The organism is Pseudomonas sp. SWRI111 (assembly GCF_014268555.1).
Lineage (GTDB): Bacteria > Pseudomonadota > Gammaproteobacteria > Pseudomonadales > Pseudomonadaceae > Aquipseudomonas > Aquipseudomonas hamedanensis.
The window spans coordinates 1-17,875 of record NZ_JABWQQ010000042.1 but is presented as its reverse complement, the minus strand read 5'-3'; the positions used below and the strand labels follow the sequence as shown (position 1 = coordinate 17,875).

Genomic DNA, 17,875 nt, shown 5'->3' with positions numbered 1-17,875 from the left:
GGCTACCGCAACCGCTTTCAGGCCACGCCATGGGACGTGCCCAACCGCCCGCCCCTGCGCCACCCGAAACCACGCATTCTCGGCAGCCAGAGCGCAGTCGTCACCGGCCCGAAAGGCGAAGAAATCCACTGCGACGAATACGGCCGCGTCAAAGTCCAGTTCCACTGGGACCGTGAAGGCCAGGCCGACGACAAGACCAGTTGCTGGCTGCGCGTCTCCAGCGCCTGGGCCGGCGCCCAATACGGCGGCATCGCCATTCCGCGCATCGGCATGGAAGTGCTGGTGACTTTCCTTGAAGGCGACCCCGATCAACCGCTGATCAGCGGCTGCCTGTACCACAAGGAAAACACCGTCCCCTACGCACTGCCGGCGAACAAAACCCGCAGCACCTTCAAGACCCTGAGTTCGATGGGCGGTGGCGGCTACAACGAACTGCGCATCGAAGACAAAAAAGGTCAGGAACAGATCTACCTGCACGCCCAGCGCGACTGGGACGAAAACATCGAGCACGACCAGAAAATCCGCGTCGGCAACGAACGCCACGACACCGTGGAAAAGAACAGCTACACGGAATTCAAAGCCGAAGAACACCACACCGTCTACGCCGACCGCAAAGTCGAAACCCGCGCCAACGACCACCTCACCGTTGGCGTCAACCAGCACATCAAGATCGGCACCGGCCAGTTCATCGACGCCGGCCAGGAAATCCACCTCAGCAGCGGCATGAAAGTGGTGATGGAGGCCGGCGCGGAACTGACCCTGATGGGCGGCGGCAGCTTTATCAAGATCGATGCCGGCGGCGTGACGATGAGCGGGCCGGTGATCAACATGAACTCCGGCGGTAGCCCGGGCAGTGGGACTGGCGCTGCGCCGTTGATGCCGGGGCCTTTAAAACAGGCTGATGCAGATAAGGCTGGGCAGGTAGTGAAACCTTCGCTCGGTTCGTTCAAGGCTCAATCGAAGGCGGGCGTCTTGCTGCCCACTCCTTCATGTCATCTGGATGCGAGCGGTCATTGCCCGATCCACCAACCCGGTGCGTCGGCATGATTAATTCCATCGAATCGCCGTTCAAACAGTCCACGACGACAGGCGCGATGTGTCTGATTCTGGACAGAAGCTTTGATGCGGATCTGCTCAGTCACTTGTTCCAGAGTGACGAACAGTACCGCCCCAGCTGCCTTCCACTGTTCACCAATACCCCCTACGCAGACTTGCAACCAGCAGGCCCATACGTCGTCCTGTATCCGGAGAGGCAAACCGTTGCTCCCTACGTCAGCACTTTGCTGGAGCAGTCTGATGCAGGTTGCGTCGCCTGGTTAAGCGACTCCGCTTTGCTGGATCAGGGCGTGGAACACTGGCGCAGCTTGCTGACCGTGCGCACCGATGAAGAACCGCAACAGATGATGCGCTTCTTCGATCCGCGCTGGCTCGAACCGTTGCTGTTTGCACTCGACGAGACCGAAAGAGCACAGTTCATGGGGCCGTTCAGCGCGCTGGCATGGCGTAACGAGATTGGCTGGCGCTTCTACGCAAAACCTCCTCACACCCCGCCGACGGCCAAGCAGCCACCGGCATGGCTATACGTGGGCGAAGAACGTCAGGCCTTGATCGAACAGGGCCGGCTCAGAGTCATCGCCATGCGCTTCGCGGACGATTACCGCGAGGTTCTTCCGACGGATGACCGCGTCGAGTTCGTTCATCGCCAGCTACTGGCGGCAAAAGATACGGGCTACGAGCAAATGGCCGATCAGGAGCGCTGGCTTCGCGTAGCGATCCAGCGTGGCGACCGATTCTGGAAGCAGCCGCCCGCCACCGAGCTGCTCGCGCGTGACGACATAGCGCTCGGCGACAAGCTGACTCAACTGGAAAGCCTGTGAATCACAAGGACGATGAGCAATGAGCACCACCTACACCGTTAAGAGCGGCGACACTCTTGGCAGCATTGCCGCCGCCAACAAATGCTCCGTGGCCGATCTACAAGCGCTGAATCCGATCATCACCGACCCCAACCACATCAAGCCTGGATGGGCGCTGCAATTGCCGGCAGCCAAGGTTTTGCCGCCGCCGAAACACGCCGAGAACAAGAGCACCACAGCCGTCAAAGGCGCAGTCGAATGCAAGGATGAACTGGTCGACGTCATCCACATCACCGGCGACGAGCACTTTTACGTGCTGACGGAAAAAGAGTCGAAAGAGCTGCAGAAGCAATCCGACCTCGTCAAAAAACTCATGGACGAGCTGCACCAGAATCTCGCCAAGGCGACCGAAGCCAGGCTGTGCGCCAAGACTAAAGATCCGCAAGCCAGTTGCACCTGCACACGCTGCGTCAAGGATGCTTGGAACACCAAGGCTGAAGAAGCCGGGCTGCTGCAGCGCTCGCCTCCGGTTGTGGCAAAACCGAAAGCTGTCATCGAGCGCAAGGAAGACCTGCAAGGCCAATTGGTTACCGTGCAGAAGGCCCGCGATTGGTATCAGCGTTACACGCCCCAGCCGGCTTTTGAAGGCAGCTATCTGGAAACCAACTGGGAAGGCTTGCGCGCCAAAAAAGTCGCTGAACTGAACGCCGAGATTCAATCGCTGCGCACCCGCATCGCCGCGCAAGGCAAAGCCGAGGCTGGCGACAGCTCCACCAGTGCTAACAGCGCAGCACCTGATCTCAAGCACGGCAAAGGCAAAGGCACCGAGACGCAAAAAGGCAAGCAGGTCAAAACCGGCATCACCGTTGTCGAGTACATCTCCTTCAGCGATCCGACCCGACGCCATTACATTCCGGTGCGCACGCGAGAAGAATTCACTTGGCGGGTCAAAGTGCCAACCACGGTGATGCGTGGCAAACCGCTGGATAAAAATCTGGCCAAGGATTTGATCAAGGACATTCGCACGGCTGTCAGCGATGGCCGCAAAACCAGCCCGCTGGGCAGCCTCGAGGCCAAGTTCACTTCATGGACGAGTAAGGACGACAACCTGCTCAACGCTCTGCATAAAGAATGCTCGTGGACATCCAACGAAGCCGACTCGGCCAAATACGCCGTATCGGCCGAGGCCCACGCCTTCCGCTTCGCCGCCACGGCCAGCGCCGGCATCAACAGCTGGGAGCCCGGCAAAGGCAACGTCGAAGTCGGCGTCAAAGCCAGCGCCGCCATCTCGCTGGCCGAAGGCTCGATAGCGCTGAAGAGTTACTTTCCGGATCAGGGCGGTTACGTGGTGCGCATGCCGTACCGCAATGCCGAAGGCAAGGAAGTCGTCAGCGACATCGGCATCTTCCGCCTCGACGGCAAGGTCGAGCTATCGTGTTTCGCTGGCGCGACGGCCCAAGGCCAAGCTGGCGTCAAAGCCCAGTACAAACCCAAGGAAGTCGAAGCCTCCGGGGCAACAGCTCTGCTAAGCCCGCCCGACATGGCCGTGGACAAAAAACGCGGCGGCAGCCTGGGACTGAAAGGCAACGCCTTTGCCGGCGTGCAGGGCGGCGGCACCGTCACCGGCACGCTGAAGTGGCTGGATTCGACCAAGCAAGGGGTTGGCAAGATCGTCGCGGGACAGGCGAACGACAGTGGCAGCACGGACTGGTCGAGCCTGGTCGAGATCAAGGCTGAAGGGAACGCGGCGCTGGGTATTGGGGCTAGTTTTGATTTTGGCATTGAGATCAATGCGGACCGTTTGGCGATCAACTGTAAAGCCAGCTTGGTATTTGGACCTGGGGCGGGGGGTGGGTTTGGTACGTCGGTGGACCTGGAGAAGATCGGCGATCTGATTTACGTGTTTTGCAATGCACTTTCAAAGGCCGATTTTCATTACCAGTTGGCAGTGACTAAAGAGGCTTTTCAATACATGGCAGCGGGCCTGTTTAAAATCGCAACAAACCCTGGACAATCAGTGACTGAGGCATTTGAAGGCGGTTTCAGCAAGATGTCGTTATGGTGGAAAAGGCGCGAAGCCACAAAACAAGAGGCCCAACGCCTTGCCAAATACTTACTGAGCAATCAATCGATTAACATCAACAAAAAAACCATACCCTTGCAGTTGCTTCCACCCGAGACAATCGGCCCCATGCTTCACTTGTTAACTGAGAGCTTTGTAGAGTCATGGGCTGAGGATCAAGAAAAAGCGATCGTTCTTCTTCTTTCGCACTTACGTAGCTGGAAGCATTTCACCGAAGTCTTGGAACACTGCTCCAAGGATGGCAGCAAAGTTAGCGCCATGGACAGTCTGAACCGCTTAAACTCTTTACTTGATGGCGCAGAGCAACAACAGTTTAACCGTTTCATCGGGACGTTGGCGGTTAATATTGATTCAGCGACGCAAGCTTATGGAGCAATTGCATGGATGCCCGGTTTAGCTTGGCGCAAAGAGCAAACTCTGATGGCAGCCAGGCGTAGCAACCACTTCGACGGTCTGGCTTGAACAAAGGCGCCTATAGCGCCTTTGTCTTTATTATCATCTAAGCGGTTCGCCCGTTTGGACTGCACAACGGAATCCAGTCCCAGGATAGTAGGCGTCCTGGTCTGGATTATCAGGCCAGCGTCGTACAATCGGTGCAGCTGACAAAGGGGCCTCCGGATAATTGGAACCTCGTCTTACTTTTTGTGTGCCGGAATCTGGTCCTTGCGGATCATCAACGGGAGATTCTTTATAATAATTTTTATCGTACCAATCATTTACCCAGTCCGTCGCATTCCCAGCCAAGTTAAAAAGACCCAGAGGGGTTGGTGGAAATCGATCCACCGCAAACGTCCCACCTTCCCCCTCAACGGGAAAGTTTTTACCAAAATTCAGACTTCCGTTGCTCGTCGGAAAAAGTATATGTAATCCGCGATTACGTGCAGAGAACTCCCACTGGGCTTCAGTTGGAAGATCTACCGGATAACCACTCAAATCGCCCACCCACTTACAAAAATCCTTCGCCTCCTGCCAGTGCTTCGTCGGTGCTGGCAGCTTGGAAGTGTACATGCTCTTTAAATCCGCTCTCTCGCGATATTCGGCGTCGAACAGCTTCCTGCCTTGCGTAGAAAAAAATAAATCAAATTCGCCAATAGTAGTTTGATACTTAGAAATATAATACGAACTCAATTTAACCGGATGCACAAAATCATCATTACCGTCACGACTGATATTACAAAGCTGCTCCGGCTCCTGCCCGCAAGGCCAGATACAAACATCCTTTTCATCGTATTCACAAATCCAGCCAAAGTCGCCCATATCAAACTGGCCGCCTTCGACAAAGACCATGTTGTCAATCGACTGCACCACGGTATTGAGAACCTTGTCACGAAGCTCGGCAGAAAGATCAGGATATTTCGTCTTGACGGTCGCTGCGATGGAAGCCACCTTTTCGGGCGACAAGGTTTTGCTAGCTGGCAGCGGACCCGATTCAGCCTCACAGCCGACCAAGAGCATCAAGGCAGGAAGGGCAAGCACAAACTGACGTAACACAGGCAATATCCTTATAAAGGTTCGTCAAAAGCCAAACATACCATCGCGAGACAAGACTACAAAATACGAGTCCGTCATACCTACATCCGACGACATTTGCCGGGGACCATTTAGTGATCGGCCATTTCCTTGCCCTGTCCCAGCACCCAAAGGCCAAATGGATCGCTACGACTGCCAGCACCGCTTGATCGGCGTCAGCCTACCGGTGGCAGCACCGCAGTTTACAAATATGACGCCTTCGGCCGTCGCATCGAGAAAACCGTCGACGGCCGCACCACTGAATTCCTCTGGCAAGGCGAGCGCCTGATCGCCGAAAGCGGCGAGAACCGCTACCGCAGCTACATCTACGAACCGGGCAGCTTCCGCCCGTTGGTAATGCTCGACGGCGAAGGCCCATTAAAAGCGGCCCCGTTCTACTACCAACTCGATCACCTCGGCACGCCGCAGGAACTGACCGACTACAGCGGCGAGATCATGTGGTCGGCGAAGTACCGCGCCTACGTCGTCACATGCCCCGTGCTCCCTCAAAATTAAGCTTCACCTAAGCTTCCCCCGCTAGCATCCCGGCCCATGAACCCTGTCGTCTTGAGCCGTAGATGAGTCCCTCCGACATGAACGCCTTTGATCAACCCACCCAGCAGCAACCCAACTTCAGCCTCGTCCTGGTCAATTACAAAACCGCAGACATCACCCGCATGTGTCTGGAGTTACTACGCGAGCACGTGCAGGCGCAGCGCATTCCGGTATGGGTGGTGGACAACGATTCGGCGGATGACAGCCTCGATTACTTGCGCTCGCTGGACTGGATCAACCTGATCGAGCGTCCTTCGCCGGGCAAGGAAGCGGGTCATATTGCCCATGGCAAGGCGCTGGATCTGGCATTGGAGAAAGTCGAGACCGATTACTTGTTCCTGCTGCACACCGACACGTTTGTGTACGACATGCAAGTGTTCGCAATGATGATGCGCGAATGTACGAAAACTGCAGACATGGCGGCCGTTGGTTGTGTCGAGCAACTTGATCGTGGATGGCTGCGTGATACGTGGCGTTTAACTTCGCGATTCTGCAAGCACCATGTACGACGGGTAAAACTGCAATGGGGCCTGCGTTCCAAACAACCACGACCTTATAAAGAAACTCATTTGAAAAGTTTCTGCACGTTGTGGAATGCGCGTTTGATGAAATCGCAAGGTCTGCACTTTTGCATGGACGATCGGGTGCCGGGCTATACCTTGCAGGATCGAATGGTCGATTTGGGCTACGGCATCAAATTTCTCTCGCCACGAAAAATTTTTCGCTACCTGGATCATATCCAGGCCGGCACCGTCGCGGCGGCGGGCACCTACGGCAAGGATCACCGCCGTACAAAGATGTATCAGGCGACCCTCAAGCGGGTGCAGGGACAGCACGGCAAGTCCGGCATGCACGCTTCCATATGATATCCGGTAACAAAAAGGGCGACTTTCGAGTCGCCCTTTTTGTTCTAAAATTTTGTATACATTTGCCGCCAAGGAGGTGTTCGCCCAGTGTAATGGCCTGGCAATCCATGCACCGGTAAAGAGCCCTGACACTGGGCGAACGGCATGGATTTTAATGGATATTGGCCAATATGTCGCATGCCCGAACATGAAATTTATGAACTGAAAAGTTAAAAACTGTGTTCGTCGATATTTACCGGGAAACTTCTGACAGATACTTTTATATGATTGTTCTCATACATAACGTTGTACAAGAACAATCATATTGTAGAGCTAATGCTCAACTCTCATGCTGACTGGTCACTTTCAGGATATCGGTGTAAGTGACAATAACGCTCTGCCCTACTTTCAAATCTTTCAGCCTGGCTTGGATTTCAGGCTTCTTTACGTCGAGCGTCTTCGATTGTCCGGACGGATTTTCGAGGGTGACCTGATGAGTCTTCAAATCAATTTTGCTGATTTTAAGTTGCACCTGAACCTGACGGTAAGCCTCGCCACCCGGGTTGTCGCTACCCGGTGCCTTGCGCAGTTCGCCGGTGCGCTCGGTGGTGCCCGGCAGACCTTTATCCACGTCGGTGTCCAGATACGCAGCGACGGAACGCTGGACCTCGATCTTGACCAGATCGCCCACCTTGAGATTGCCCAGGTTTTTCGCCTTGTCGGAGAGTTGAACGTGAACCTGGCGGCCTTCTGGACCTTCAAGCACCACTTGATGCTTGGCAGGGTCGACGGCAAGCACTTTGGTGGTAACGGCATCGGCTTCGATGGTGGCCGACAGCGGAATGTCGGCGGCCCAGACGCCGAAGCTGGCAGTAGAAAGGAGCGTAGCGAGGGTGATGGCCTTGGCCAGTGCGTCGAGCTTCATAAGCATTACTTTCCCTGTGATGAAAATGGCAGCGCCCGCCGCCGAATCGATTTCAGCGGTGGGCGTGCCAGTGAGCATAGACGCTGTTCAGGGCTTGACTTGGGTTTGTGGTCCGCGGGTGTGTGGCGACGCAGCTTCCTGGGCGGTGGATTCACCGCTCGGCGTGCCCTTGCTACTGCTCTCGCGTTGCTTGGGATCGGTCGGGCGCAAGGCGTCATTGTCGCGTTCGGTTTCGCCGGCCGGGCGAGGTTCGTCGGGGTTGTCGTTCTGACTCACGGTTTTGTTCATGGGGAGGGTCCTCAGGCTTCGGGGTCGTCCAGTTCGCGGGCGACATTGACCTCGGGTGTGTGGTTGTGCAGATCGTCGGCTTTGGCGCGCAGCAATTGCCATTGTTCCAGGTCGATGGCGCCTTGGCCGAGCAGGTCGTCGGCGATGCGTTGCAGATCGAAATAGTGCGCGTCAGGGGACTGCTGCCACAGGGTTTGATCGTCGAACAGCCGTTGCCAGGTGTTGAGGTCTGGGGGTTGCAGGTCGTCGCTCATGGCTGGGTCCGGAAAGTGGTGGTTTGCGGGTAGAGCCTTTTGCGGGAGGGAGAGTTCCGGGCGGTTGAGTAAGCGGTGGAGCAACTGGCGTCCTCGCGAGCAGGCTCGCTCCCACAGGGAAGCGGCGTCAGCCGTTAATAACCGGTCATTTCCAGATAGCCTTGGCCGGGGTGGCTGCCGCTGATTTTCACCGGGCCCTCCCAATACGGAATGCGCAGATTCATCCAGGCGTTGCGGTTGAGTGCATCGACGCTGATGGTGAAGTGTTTGTCGGGAATGTCGATTGTCCACTTCACCGGCATCGGGCGACCGGCGACCTTGGCGGTGTCTTGCGGGGTGAGCGTAATTTGCTCGCTGCGCAGGGTTTCGATCTGCCCGTCGGCAGCGATCCAGGTGCCGGTGAGATACGGCGCACCGTCCTTCTGGCGCATGCGATACAGCATCACGTGTTCGCCGCTGTCCAGGTGCAGGGAAAACCAGTCCCAGCCAGTCTGGTTGGCGGTCAGCGGCTGGCTGCTCCATTCGCGGTCGAGCCACGCCGGACCGCTGACGGTGTAGGTCTGGCCGTCAATTTGCAGTGTGCCGTTGGCGTGGAAGAACGGCTGACTGTAGTAATACGAGGCCTGGCCCTCTTCGGATTTCTGACTGAAGCCCTTGTCGCCTTGCAGCACCAGCGGACGGCTGGAGGTGAGCCGCAGTTGATAGCTGAAGGCCTTGTCACGCGCGCTGAGCTGCATCTCGCTCAACGGGTCCGGCGCTTGGCTGGCAAACCGCCAATCGTCGATCCACGCTTCGAACGGCGCCAGTTGCACCCCGGCCTGCCCTACGCCGCCACGGGCGTACCGTTCGGCGGCGTGATGCACCGCGCCGGAGGTGATCGCCGCGTGTCCCAGCCAGACGGTCTGACTGCCCCATCCAGTTTGCTCCGCCCCCGGTTTGAGCGCGCTGCGAAACAGCGTCCATTGCACACCGAAATCGTGGCCCTGCGGGTCTTTGAGGTTGGCGGTGACGTACCACCATTCGATGCGAAAACCATCATGCGCGCCGTGATCGGCGGGGAAACTGAACACCCGACCGGGCACCACCGGGGTGAAGGATTGCGCCTGATCGCCCATGCCGGCGAAGCCTTTCTGCTCGGTCGCCGGTTGATCGCAGCCGCCCAGCAACAGCGCGATTATCAGCGCGACGCGCTTAATCCTCATGGGCAAAAGTCCTCAGCAAGTCTGCCGGTTGCGTGCGGTACAACGAATACAGCGGCCATGCCGAAGCCAGCAAAGTGGCCAGCAAGGCCAGGCCCATCAGTTGCATAAGCTGCAACGGGAATACCCGCAACGGCAGACGCCAGCCAAACGCCTGCACATTAATCACCGCATCCAGGCACCACGCCAGGGCGATCCCCAGGGGCAGCGCCAACACCAGCGTCAACACCGCCAGCAACCAGGTCTGGCCAAGGTTGAGCAGCATCAACTGCTTGCGCGTTACGCCCAACGCCCACAGGGGTGCGAGTTGGCCGAGGCGGCTCTGGCTCTGCGTCAACAGACTGATGAACAGCGCGACCCCTGCCACCGCGAGGGTCAGGCTGTTCAGCGCCGCCGTGGCCGCAAAGGTGCGTTCGAAAACCTGCACCGACCAGCCCTTGAGTTGCGCCTGATCGACGATGCGGCTGTCATCGAGTTCAAAGCGTGCCTGCAAGGCCTTCAGCAACGTTGGAATATTCGACGGATCGATACGCAGATTGAAGCGATTCGGCGTCAGCTGCGGCCAGCCGCGCAGCAGGTGATGGCTACTGATCAGCACATGCCCCTTGGGATTGCCGTAATCGGCGTAGATGCCGACGATGCGCGGCGACCATGTGCCGTTGGGCGTGGGAATCGTCAGATGCTCGCCCGCGCGCAATTTCAGGCGCCGGGCCAGTTGCTCGCTGAGCATCACCGCATCATCCGTCGCCAGTTTCCCCCAGGGATCGCCGCCGCTGCTGTCGAGCAGCGGCCAGTGCTGGCGATAGTGCGGATGATCGATGATGCCGTAGACATCCGCCGGCCAGCCTTGCAGCGTCACCGAGACTTGCCAGTTGGGCAGCACTGCCTGCACGTTCGGTTGCTGCTGCAACCAGCTGTGCATTTTGCGGGCCTGCGCCGGGTTGGCGGGATTGATGTACAACTCGGCGCTCAAGCGTTGCTCGAGCCAATCGTTGAAAGTCTGACGGAAGCCGGCGGTCATGCTGCCCGCGCCGATGTTGGCGGCGAGTGCCAACAGCAGCGCCATCAAGGCCAGACTCAGGGCCGGCAATTGCTGGCGGCAGTCGGCAAGAAACCATTGCCCCAGCACCGAGCGACTGCGCCCGAGCAAAGGGTTCAGCAGCGCACTGAGCAGCACCGGCAGGGCCAGCGCGGCGCCGAGCAACAGCCCCGCCATCAGGACGAAACCGCTGCCCAGGCTGTCACCCCAGATCAGCGCCAGCAACGCAACGGCCAACAACACCGCGGCCAGCCAACCCTGCCGGCGCAACCAGCGCGCGTATTGCTGATGCCACGCCTGCGGATCGGCCACCGCCAGTAACGGCAGACGCGCCGCCCGCAGCAGGCTGTTGGCCCCGGCCAGCAATGCGCCAAGCAGGCTCAATCCGATGCCGCTGAACCACCACCAGGGGCTCAACCGCAACTGCCCCGCCACCTCTGCGCCGTAAAGGCCGCGCAGGCTGGCGGCGACATCCGGAAGCAAGACGCTGGCCAGCCAATAGCCGCTGATCACACCGAACAGCCCGCCAATCAGCGCCAGCATTCCCAACTCGATGGTCAGGCAGCCGATCAGCATTCGCGCACTGACGCCGCAGGCGCGCAAGGTCCGCAGCAAGCCCCGGCGCTGCTCCAGCGCAAGGCCAATAGCCGCGTGGACAATGAATAAACCGACCACGAAGGAGAGAAATCCCAAAGCATCCAGATTGAGGTGAAAACTCTCGGTCAACCGCGCCAGATTGTTTTCCTCGCCGCTGCTTTTGAGTTGCAACTGCGCGCCAAGGTGCGCCGGCAATTCACCGTGAAAATCCTTGGGCAGCAACAACCGTGAGAGTTGCCCCGGTTGTTCGAGCAGGGCCTGCGCCACGCCGATGTCGACCAGCAACAGGCCCGGCGCCATGTCTTTTTGCGCCAGCAGTGGAGGCAGGTTCTGGCCGCCTGCGGTTGGCGGCGTATCGCCCTCGCGCAAACCGAGCATCTGCAAGGTCTCGGGGGAAATCCAGGTACTGCCCGGCGGCGTGAAGAATTCGACGACTCGCTCGATCGGCATCGCCTGCCCGGCCACAGCCGAATCCGCCGGCAGCGACACTGGTTCAATGCCCATCAACTGCAGACGCTGGTCTTCGTGACCCTTGAGCTGCAAGCGGCCCTGCAATACTGGCGACACCGGCCAGCCTTGTCGGCGCAGTTCGATGAACCAGCGCTGGGGGAACAGCGCTCCGTTCGGCGTACTGAGACTGGCCTGAGGTTCGCCGCCGATCATCTGACTGGCCCGTGCATAGCTGTCGCGCGCCTGACTGTTCAACGCCTCGACACCGGTCAACAGGCTGGTCGCCAGCCACAATCCAGTCAGCACACTGAAAAATTGCACCGGATGGCGCCGCCAGTGGCTCAGCAGCGCACGGAGTGTCTGGCGCAGCACTCTCACGCCAGCCGCCCGTTGGTCAATACCAGCCGTTGCGCCAAGCGGGCCGCGACACGTTGACTGTGAGTGACCATCAGCAAGGTCGTCGGCGTGTCGTCGAGCAGTTCGAGCAACAAGCGCAGCACTTCATCACTGGTCGCTTCATCGAGGCTGCCGGTCGGTTCATCGGCCAGCAGCAATTTCGGCTGCGACGCCAGCGCCCGGCCCAGCGCGACCCGTTGCTGCTGGCCGCCGGAAAGTTGTTCAGGATAGCGCTTGAGCAAATCCGTCAGCCCCAGGCGCTGCACCAGATGCGCCTGCCAGCGCGGCTCGTGACGCCCGGCCAGACGCGCCTGAAACGCCAGATTGTCCTCGACGCGCAGACTGCCGATCAGGTTGAACTGCTGAAACACCAGGCCGATTTCCGTGCGCCGCCAGTGCGCCAGTTGCGCTTCGTTCATTTCTTCAAGCCGATGCTCGCCGCTGCGAATGCTGCCGCGGTCGACCTTGTCGAGACCCGCAATCAGATGCAACAAGGTGCTTTTGCCACTGCCCGATTCCCCCATCAGCGCCAGGCTGCTGCCGGCTTGCAGGGTCAGGTCGACACCTTGCAGCACGGGCAACGGCCCCTGCGGCGTGGCATAGCTTTTGAAAACGTCGCGAACCTCAAGCATGAGCAAACCCGATCAATGGACCTGGCCCTAGGATAGCGGCCCTGAATGGTTTTTGTCCGCTGACGATCAACGCCGTCCATGCACGCTGCTCTACCCTGCGAGGTGTCCGAGCCATAACGATAACAACCGGAGACACCATGCCCCGTTTCAGTTTGAGCCCTCGCGGCCTGTTGACCTGCCTGATCACCGCCAGCCTGAGCCAGGCGGTATTCGCCAGCGACGGGCCGGTTACGCCCAGCACACAAACCGCCACCCGCAACGCCGCCGTTCTGCAAACCCTGCCCTTCAGCGACCGCACCGATTTCGAGTCGGTCAGCAAAGGCCTGATCGCCCCGTTCAAAGGCCAGATCAAGGATGCCGCCGGCAAGGTTATCTGGAACACCCACGCTTACGATTTTCTCGCCAGCGACAAGGCGCCAGCCTCGGTCAACCCGAGCCTGTGGCGACTGGCGCAACTCAACGCCCACGCCGGTTTGTTCGAAGTCAGCCCGAAGCTGTATCAGGTGCGCGGCCTCGATCTGGCCAACATGACCATCATCGAGGGTGACGACGGGCTGATCATCATCGACCCGCTGACCATGGCCGAAACGGCCAGGGCCGCGCTGGATCTGTACTACGCCAACCGCCCGCACAAACCGGTGGTCGCGGTGATTTACAGCCATACCCATGTTGACCATTTTGGTGGGGTGCGCGGGGTGATCGACGAGGCGGACGTCAAGGCCGGCAAGGTCAAGGTATACGCACCGGTCGGTTTCATGGAACACGTGATGAGCGAGAACGTCATGGCCGGCAACGCCATGAGTCGCCGCGCGCAATATCAGTTCGGCAGCCTGTTGCCGCGCAGCGAAAAGGGTCAGGTCGATGCCGGCCTGGGCAAGAGCGCGCCCAGCGGAGGAACAGTCACGCTTATCCCGCCCACCGATCTGATCGCCGAGCCGCTGGAAACCCGCACCATCGCCGGCCTGCAAGTCGAATTTCAACTGACCCCGGGCACCGAAGCGCCGGCGGAAATGAACCTGTATCTGCCAGGACTGAAAGCGCTGTGCATGGCTGAAAACGCCACGCAGATGATGCACAACATTCTCACCCCGCGTGGCGCGCAAGTGCGCGATGCCAAGGCGTGGTCGCAATACCTGGACGCCAGCCTGGTGCGCTACGGCGACAAGGCCGACGTGATGTTCGCCCAGCACAACTGGCCGACCTGGGGCGGCGAGCGGATTCGTACTTTGCTCGCCGATCAGCGCGACATGTATGCGTTCATCAACGACCGCACCTTGCACCTGCTCAACCAGGGCCTGACGCCGCTGGAAATTGCCGACACGATCAAGAAGCTGCCGGGCGCGCTCGACCAGAAGTGGTACACCCGCGGCTACTACGGTTCGCTGAGTTTCAATACCCGCGCGGTGTATCAGCGCTACATGGGCTTCTATGACGGCAACCCGGCCAACCTCAATCCGCTGCCGCCAGCGGACACTGCCAAACGCACTGTCGAGGCCATGGGCGGCGGCGCGGCCGTGCTGGAAAAAATGCGCACTGCCATCGCCAGCGCGGAGTATCGCTGGGCCGCGCAACTGGGCAACCAACTGCTGTTCGCCGAGCCGGACAATGCCAGCGCGCGCAAGCTTCAGGCCGAGGCGCTGGAGCAATTGGGTTATCAGAGCGAGAACGCCACCTGGCGCAACATGTACCTGACCGGCGCCATGGAACTGCGCAACGGTGTGCCGCCTCAATCGGCCAACACCGTGTCGGTGGACATGGTCCGGGCCATGAGCCCGGAGATGTTCTTCGATTACCTGGCGGTGCGCCTGGACAGCGACAAAGCCGTCGCCCATGACCTGACCCTGAACTGGACGTTCGAGGACGTGCAAAAGGATTTCAACCTGACCCTGCGCAACGGCGTGCTGACGCACCGGGCCGGGCTGAATCCGACGGCCGATGCCGGTGTCAGCCTGAGCCGGGACACGCTGGAAAAGATCAGCCTCAAGCAGCTGGATTTCCCGACGGCAATGCAAAAAGGTCTGGTCAAATTGCAGGGCAACGGCCAGAAGTTTGCGCTGTTGATGGGCAGCCTCGATACGTTCGGGCCGCAATTCAATATCGTCACGCCTTGAGCCGCGCCCCTTGTCGAAAGGCCGGGGGCAGCCGCCCTTATACAGGATGCAGGCGGAACTGCTTCGGGGTAATCCCGAACTGCTTGCGAAATGCGCGAATAAAGTTGCTCGGCTGACGGTAGCCGAGCCGTTCGGCAATCCGTTCGATCGGTTGATCGCCCGCCGTCAGCCAGTGTCGCGCCAGCGTCAGGCTGTCGTGGCGCGGGGGTTCAGCGCCGGCGGCGTGCCAATGGCGCAGCATGCTCTGGTGCACAAACGGGTTGGCGCCGATCAACACCGCATCGAGGCTTGCACGATGCAACGTCAGGCACAGGTGCGAACCCTGTTCGATGGCAATTCCCGCCTCGCGCAGCCAGGCCCCGGCCGCCTGCGCCGGGCCCAGGGCAACGCGGCTGAACACCTGCGCCGGCTCCTTGCCCAGCCGGGCGGCGATGTTGCGCACCAAGGCGATCGTCGCCGCATCTTGCGCAAAATGATGAATCGGCCCCTGCAACGGGCGCAGGTGCAAACGCGCGAAGTCGGCTGACTCCTGCAGATCGACCGCGACGTAATTGATCACCCTTGGCAGACACGTGATTAAGCAGTCGAGGCTGGCGCGCAAGCTCGCCGCCGAGTCGAGCAGAATGTTCAGGCCTTGTAGGCTGTCGGTCGTCATCCCGCTCACCAGTTCACAACCAAATGTCCGTCTCGCCCCTGCCAATTCGCACGCGTGCCACAGGCGCTCGACCGCCTCTGCGGCGATGGTCTGTGACTGAACAGCGAGCATCGAAGGGCAGATTCCGGCCCGTGCCAGCAGCGTTTGCGCGCACAACCCGGACTGCCGGGCATGGCTGACAATCGTGCGGGTAAAGGCACTGGAAGCGAAGAGAGGATGGGACATGGCGGCGGTCATCGACAGACAGGCGTGTACTTATGCCAGCCGACGTGCTATCGATCCAATGCATTAAAAGTATCCGCAAAATGCAGGAGACGCATGATGGACCTTCGCCAGCTTCGGCACCTGATCGCCCTCGCCGACTGCCGCAACTTTGGCCGCGCCGCCGAAGCGAGCAACCTCAGCCAGCCGGCCTTCAGCCGCAGCATTCAAACCCTGGAGCGCGACCTCGACTGTGTGCTGGTCGAACGCAGCAACCGCGAATTTCGCCTCACCGGACAAGGCGAACTGGTGTTGCAACATGCGCGGCGCATGCTGGCCGGCAGTCAGGCCCTGCACAACGAACTGACGCAATACAACGGCCTCACCGGCGGCGAACTGCAATTTGGCTGCGGCCCCTATCCCGCGCAGGTGCTGGTGCCGGAAGCGCTGGCGGCCTTCATTCAGGCGCACCCGGCGATTCACACGCGCTTTCATCAGGGCGACTGGCAGCAATTGTCATTGTGGTTGCGTGAGCAGCAGATCGAATTTTTTGTGGCGGATGCGCGTCACTTCGTCAACGATCCGCAGTATCAAGTGCACTTACTGCGCACGCGACCGGGACGCTTTTTCTGCCGCGCCGGCCACCCGCTCACCGCGCAGACGGACCTGCCGTTGCGCGCCCTGCTCGATTACCCGATTGTCGGCACGCGCATTCCGCCGATGATCCGCAAAGTCCTCGCCGATATCCTCGGTGAGGCGGACTTCAATCCTAGCGTCGAATGCGCGCAGTTCGATGCGATCCAGCGCGTGGTGCTGCGCTCCGATGCGGTGGGTCTGGCAACGCTGGAAGCCCTGCGCGAACAGCTCGATCAGGGCTTGATCGCGTTGCTCGAATTCGTCGACATCCCCCACGACGACCCAGCCTTGCAACTGGGTTACGGCATCGTCAGCCGGGCCGGCTATTCCCTGACGCCAGCGGCGCGGGCAATGATCGAGGCGATCCTGACCGTGGACCAACGCCTGCTCGCGGCCAACTGCTGACTTTATGACTCGTGCTGACATGACCGACCTCTCGCCACCACCCGCCAATGCCTTTTACGCACCGACCTTACTGCCGGCCATCGAGGAGCTGCTCGCACGAGGCATTGCGCAGGGCAGCATTGAAGCGCAACTGCATCGCAGCCTGTTCGATTTGCGCACGCCGTTCATGCGCATTCCGCTGGTGCAGTCGCGGCGGTTCTGGGCTTTTGCGGTGGAACACAGCGCCGACCCGCTGGTGGGTCTGGCGGCCGGCCAGCGCTTCGTTTCCACGGCCACCAACGGATTGACGTATCTGTTCGATGTCGCGGTGTCGCTGGACCGTGCCTGCGCTTTTTTTGTGGAGTTTTTTCCGTTCTTCAACGGCCATTTCACTGCGCAGGTTGTGCGCGATGACGGCGGTGTCGCGTTGCGTCTGCTTGAGGTCGGCACGCTTCGTGCGCCGGCTGCGCTCATCGATTACATCCTGGTCAGCCTGTGCAACCTGCTGCGCCGCAAATTGCTGGCCAGCGGTCTTGGCCGTGATCCGGTGTTGGGTGTGGCACTGGTGTCGGCCGGCAGTGCGGAACATGAGCGGGTTTTTCGCGCCCCCGTGTTCGGCGGACAAGTGCATCCGACAATTCATCTCGATCCGCAGCTGTTCACGGTGCCACTGACGCCGGGCAATCAGGCGTTGGAAACAACTCTGGTCGACCTGCTGGAACAGACCCGGCGTCACAGTGAAGCGACATTGCTGGAGCAGCTCAGCGATTATCTGATCGCTGACCTGGCTACCGCTGACTGGAAACAATTCTGCGCCACCCGGCACTTGCTCGAACGCACCGCCGCCCGGCGTTTGAAGGCATTGGGCTGGACGTTCACCGAACTGCTTGATGACTACCGACGTTACCGCGCCGAAGATCTGTTGCAGGCTGGAGTGCTGGAGTTGGTTGAGGTGGCGGATCGGCTGGGTTACAGCGATGTGCAGAGTTTCAATCGCGCGTGTTCGCGTTGGTTGGGGTGTGCGCCGGGGGCGTATCGAACCCGCTTCTGCAAGGGTTGAGATTCTCGCCGCCGGTGCAGGCGCCTTCGCGAGCAGGCTCGCTCCCACAGGGACTACGGTTGTCCACAAATTTTTGTGTCAGCAGCGGACAATGTGGGAGCTGGCTTGCCAGCGAAGAGGCCAGTCGCCTCAACGCAGAACCTTACTGACCAACCGCCACACTCGCCGGCGCCCGCGGCGGCGTGACAATGCTTCCAAGA

General features: G+C 59.7%; 15 protein-coding genes and 1 pseudogene. 8 read left to right on the top strand and 8 right to left on the bottom strand.

Translation table 11 applies throughout. The features are described from left to right. The 3 genes from tssI to HU755_RS26625 form a co-directional block, all read left to right on the top strand. The coding region (tssI, locus tag HU755_RS26635; protein WP_186638189.1) for a type VI secretion system tip protein TssI/VgrG at positions 1 to 1,047 on the top strand (1,047 nt) is incomplete at its 5' end. Further along, positions 1,044 to 1,877 carry a DUF4123 domain-containing protein gene (locus HU755_RS26630; protein WP_186638176.1) on the top strand — a complete coding sequence of 278 codons (834 nt, stop codon included), beginning with the start codon at positions 1,044 to 1,046 and terminating at the stop codon, positions 1,875 to 1,877. The genes tssI and HU755_RS26630, both read left to right, overlap by 4 nt. Before the next feature lie 19 nt (positions 1,878 to 1,896). Then, a complete protein-coding gene (locus tag HU755_RS26625; protein WP_186638174.1) occupies positions 1,897 to 4,401 on the top strand; it encodes a LysM domain-containing protein in 2,505 nt (834 codons plus the stop codon). 33 nt (positions 4,402 to 4,434) lie between these two features. On the opposite strand, the gene HU755_RS26620 is transcribed toward HU755_RS26625, so the two are convergent. Beyond that, entirely contained in the window at positions 4,435 to 5,430 is a 996-nt protein-coding gene (locus tag HU755_RS26620; RefSeq protein ID WP_346655446.1) for an SUMF1/EgtB/PvdO family nonheme iron enzyme, read from the bottom strand. Positions 5,431 to 5,593: 163 nt separating this feature from the next. On the opposite strand from HU755_RS26620, the pseudogene HU755_RS26615 reads away from it, so the two are divergent. After that, positions 5,594 to 5,931: pseudogene (locus HU755_RS26615) on the top strand (RHS domain-containing protein); the annotation flags it as partial. A 110-nt stretch (positions 5,932 to 6,041) separates the two neighbouring features. After that, on the top strand, positions 6,042 to 6,869 hold the full coding sequence (locus tag HU755_RS26610) for a glycosyltransferase family 2 protein (protein ID WP_186638192.1): 828 nt from the start codon (positions 6,042 to 6,044) through the stop codon (positions 6,867 to 6,869). 319 nt (positions 6,870 to 7,188) lie between these two features. Here the strand turns inward: HU755_RS26610 and HU755_RS26605 are convergent, their stop codons facing one another. The 6 genes from HU755_RS26605 to HU755_RS26580 all read right to left on the bottom strand — a co-directional run bounded on the left by HU755_RS26605 (position 7,189) and on the right by HU755_RS26580 (position 12,628). Further along, positions 7,189 to 7,773: a hypothetical protein gene (locus HU755_RS26605; protein ID WP_186638171.1), complete on the bottom strand. Its 585-nt coding sequence runs from the start codon at positions 7,771 to 7,773 to the stop codon at positions 7,189 to 7,191. Between the two features lie 87 nt (positions 7,774 to 7,860). Then, complete coding sequence (locus HU755_RS26600; protein ID WP_186638168.1) at positions 7,861 to 8,061, bottom strand: hypothetical protein; 201 nt, start codon at positions 8,059 to 8,061, stop codon at positions 7,861 to 7,863. Between the two features lie 11 nt (positions 8,062 to 8,072). Continuing rightward, a complete protein-coding gene (locus HU755_RS26595; RefSeq protein ID WP_186623724.1) occupies positions 8,073 to 8,315 on the bottom strand; it encodes a hypothetical protein in 243 nt (80 codons plus the stop codon). Positions 8,316 to 8,449: 134 nt separating this feature from the next. Continuing rightward, on the bottom strand, positions 8,450 to 9,517 hold the full coding sequence (locus HU755_RS26590) for a lipocalin-like domain-containing protein (protein WP_186638165.1): 1,068 nt from the start codon (positions 9,515 to 9,517) through the stop codon (positions 8,450 to 8,452). Further along, positions 9,507 to 11,978, bottom strand: coding sequence for an FtsX-like permease family protein (locus HU755_RS26585; protein ID WP_186638163.1), 2,472 nt, complete (start codon positions 11,976 to 11,978; stop codon positions 9,507 to 9,509). The genes HU755_RS26590 and HU755_RS26585 overlap by 11 nt, the downstream gene beginning before the upstream one ends. Beyond that, positions 11,975 to 12,628 carry an ABC transporter ATP-binding protein gene (locus HU755_RS26580; RefSeq protein ID WP_186638162.1) on the bottom strand — a complete coding sequence of 218 codons (654 nt, stop codon included), beginning with the start codon at positions 12,626 to 12,628 and terminating at the stop codon, positions 11,975 to 11,977. The genes HU755_RS26585 and HU755_RS26580 overlap by 4 nt, the downstream gene beginning before the upstream one ends. Before the next feature lie 137 nt (positions 12,629 to 12,765). Here HU755_RS26580 and HU755_RS26575 point away from each other — a divergent pair, with 137 nt between their 5' ends. After that, positions 12,766 to 14,739, top strand: a complete 1,974-nt coding sequence (locus HU755_RS26575) for an alkyl/aryl-sulfatase (protein ID WP_186638161.1) — start codon at positions 12,766 to 12,768, stop codon at positions 14,737 to 14,739. Positions 14,740 to 14,776: 37 nt separating this feature from the next. Here the strand turns inward: HU755_RS26575 and HU755_RS26570 are convergent, their stop codons facing one another. After that, positions 14,777 to 15,619: a helix-turn-helix domain-containing protein gene (locus HU755_RS26570; protein ID WP_186638160.1), complete on the bottom strand. Its 843-nt coding sequence runs from the start codon at positions 15,617 to 15,619 to the stop codon at positions 14,777 to 14,779. A gap of 96 nt (positions 15,620 to 15,715) precedes the next feature. Here HU755_RS26570 and HU755_RS26565 point away from each other — a divergent pair, with 96 nt between their 5' ends. Together HU755_RS26565 and HU755_RS26560 are read left to right on the top strand one after the other, a co-directional pair. Then, a complete protein-coding gene (locus HU755_RS26565) occupies positions 15,716 to 16,636 on the top strand; it encodes a LysR family transcriptional regulator (protein WP_186638159.1) in 921 nt (306 codons plus the stop codon). 19 nt (positions 16,637 to 16,655) lie between these two features. Further along, positions 16,656 to 17,675: a helix-turn-helix domain-containing protein gene (locus tag HU755_RS26560; protein WP_346655445.1), complete on the top strand. Its 1,020-nt coding sequence runs from the start codon at positions 16,656 to 16,658 to the stop codon at positions 17,673 to 17,675. The last annotated feature ends 200 nt before the right edge of the window (positions 17,676 to 17,875 follow it).

Coding starts and splice junctions, on each gene's coding strand:
- HU755_RS26630 (WP_186638176.1), top strand. CDS start 1,044: ATGATTAATTCCATCGAATCGCCGTTCAAACAGTCCACGACGACAGGC.
- HU755_RS26625 (WP_186638174.1), top strand. CDS start 1,897: ATGAGCACCACCTACACCGTTAAGAGCGGCGACACTCTTGGCAGCATT.
- HU755_RS26610 (WP_186638192.1), top strand. CDS start 6,042: ATGAACGCCTTTGATCAACCCACCCAGCAGCAACCCAACTTCAGCCTC.
- HU755_RS26605 (WP_186638171.1), bottom strand. CDS start 7,773: ATGAAGCTCGACGCACTGGCCAAGGCCATCACCCTCGCTACGCTCCTT.
- HU755_RS26600 (WP_186638168.1), bottom strand. CDS start 8,061: ATGAACAAAACCGTGAGTCAGAACGACAACCCCGACGAACCTCGCCCG.
- HU755_RS26595 (WP_186623724.1), bottom strand. CDS start 8,315: ATGAGCGACGACCTGCAACCCCCAGACCTCAACACCTGGCAACGGCTG.
- HU755_RS26590 (WP_186638165.1), bottom strand. CDS start 9,517: ATGAGGATTAAGCGCGTCGCGCTGATAATCGCGCTGTTGCTGGGCGGC.
- HU755_RS26580 (WP_186638162.1), bottom strand. CDS start 12,628: ATGCTTGAGGTTCGCGACGTTTTCAAAAGCTATGCCACGCCGCAGGGG.
- HU755_RS26575 (WP_186638161.1), top strand. CDS start 12,766: ATGCCCCGTTTCAGTTTGAGCCCTCGCGGCCTGTTGACCTGCCTGATC.
- HU755_RS26570 (WP_186638160.1), bottom strand. CDS start 15,619: ATGTCCCATCCTCTCTTCGCTTCCAGTGCCTTTACCCGCACGATTGTC.
- HU755_RS26565 (WP_186638159.1), top strand. CDS start 15,716: ATGGACCTTCGCCAGCTTCGGCACCTGATCGCCCTCGCCGACTGCCGC.
- HU755_RS26560 (WP_346655445.1), top strand. CDS start 16,656: ATGACCGACCTCTCGCCACCACCCGCCAATGCCTTTTACGCACCGACC.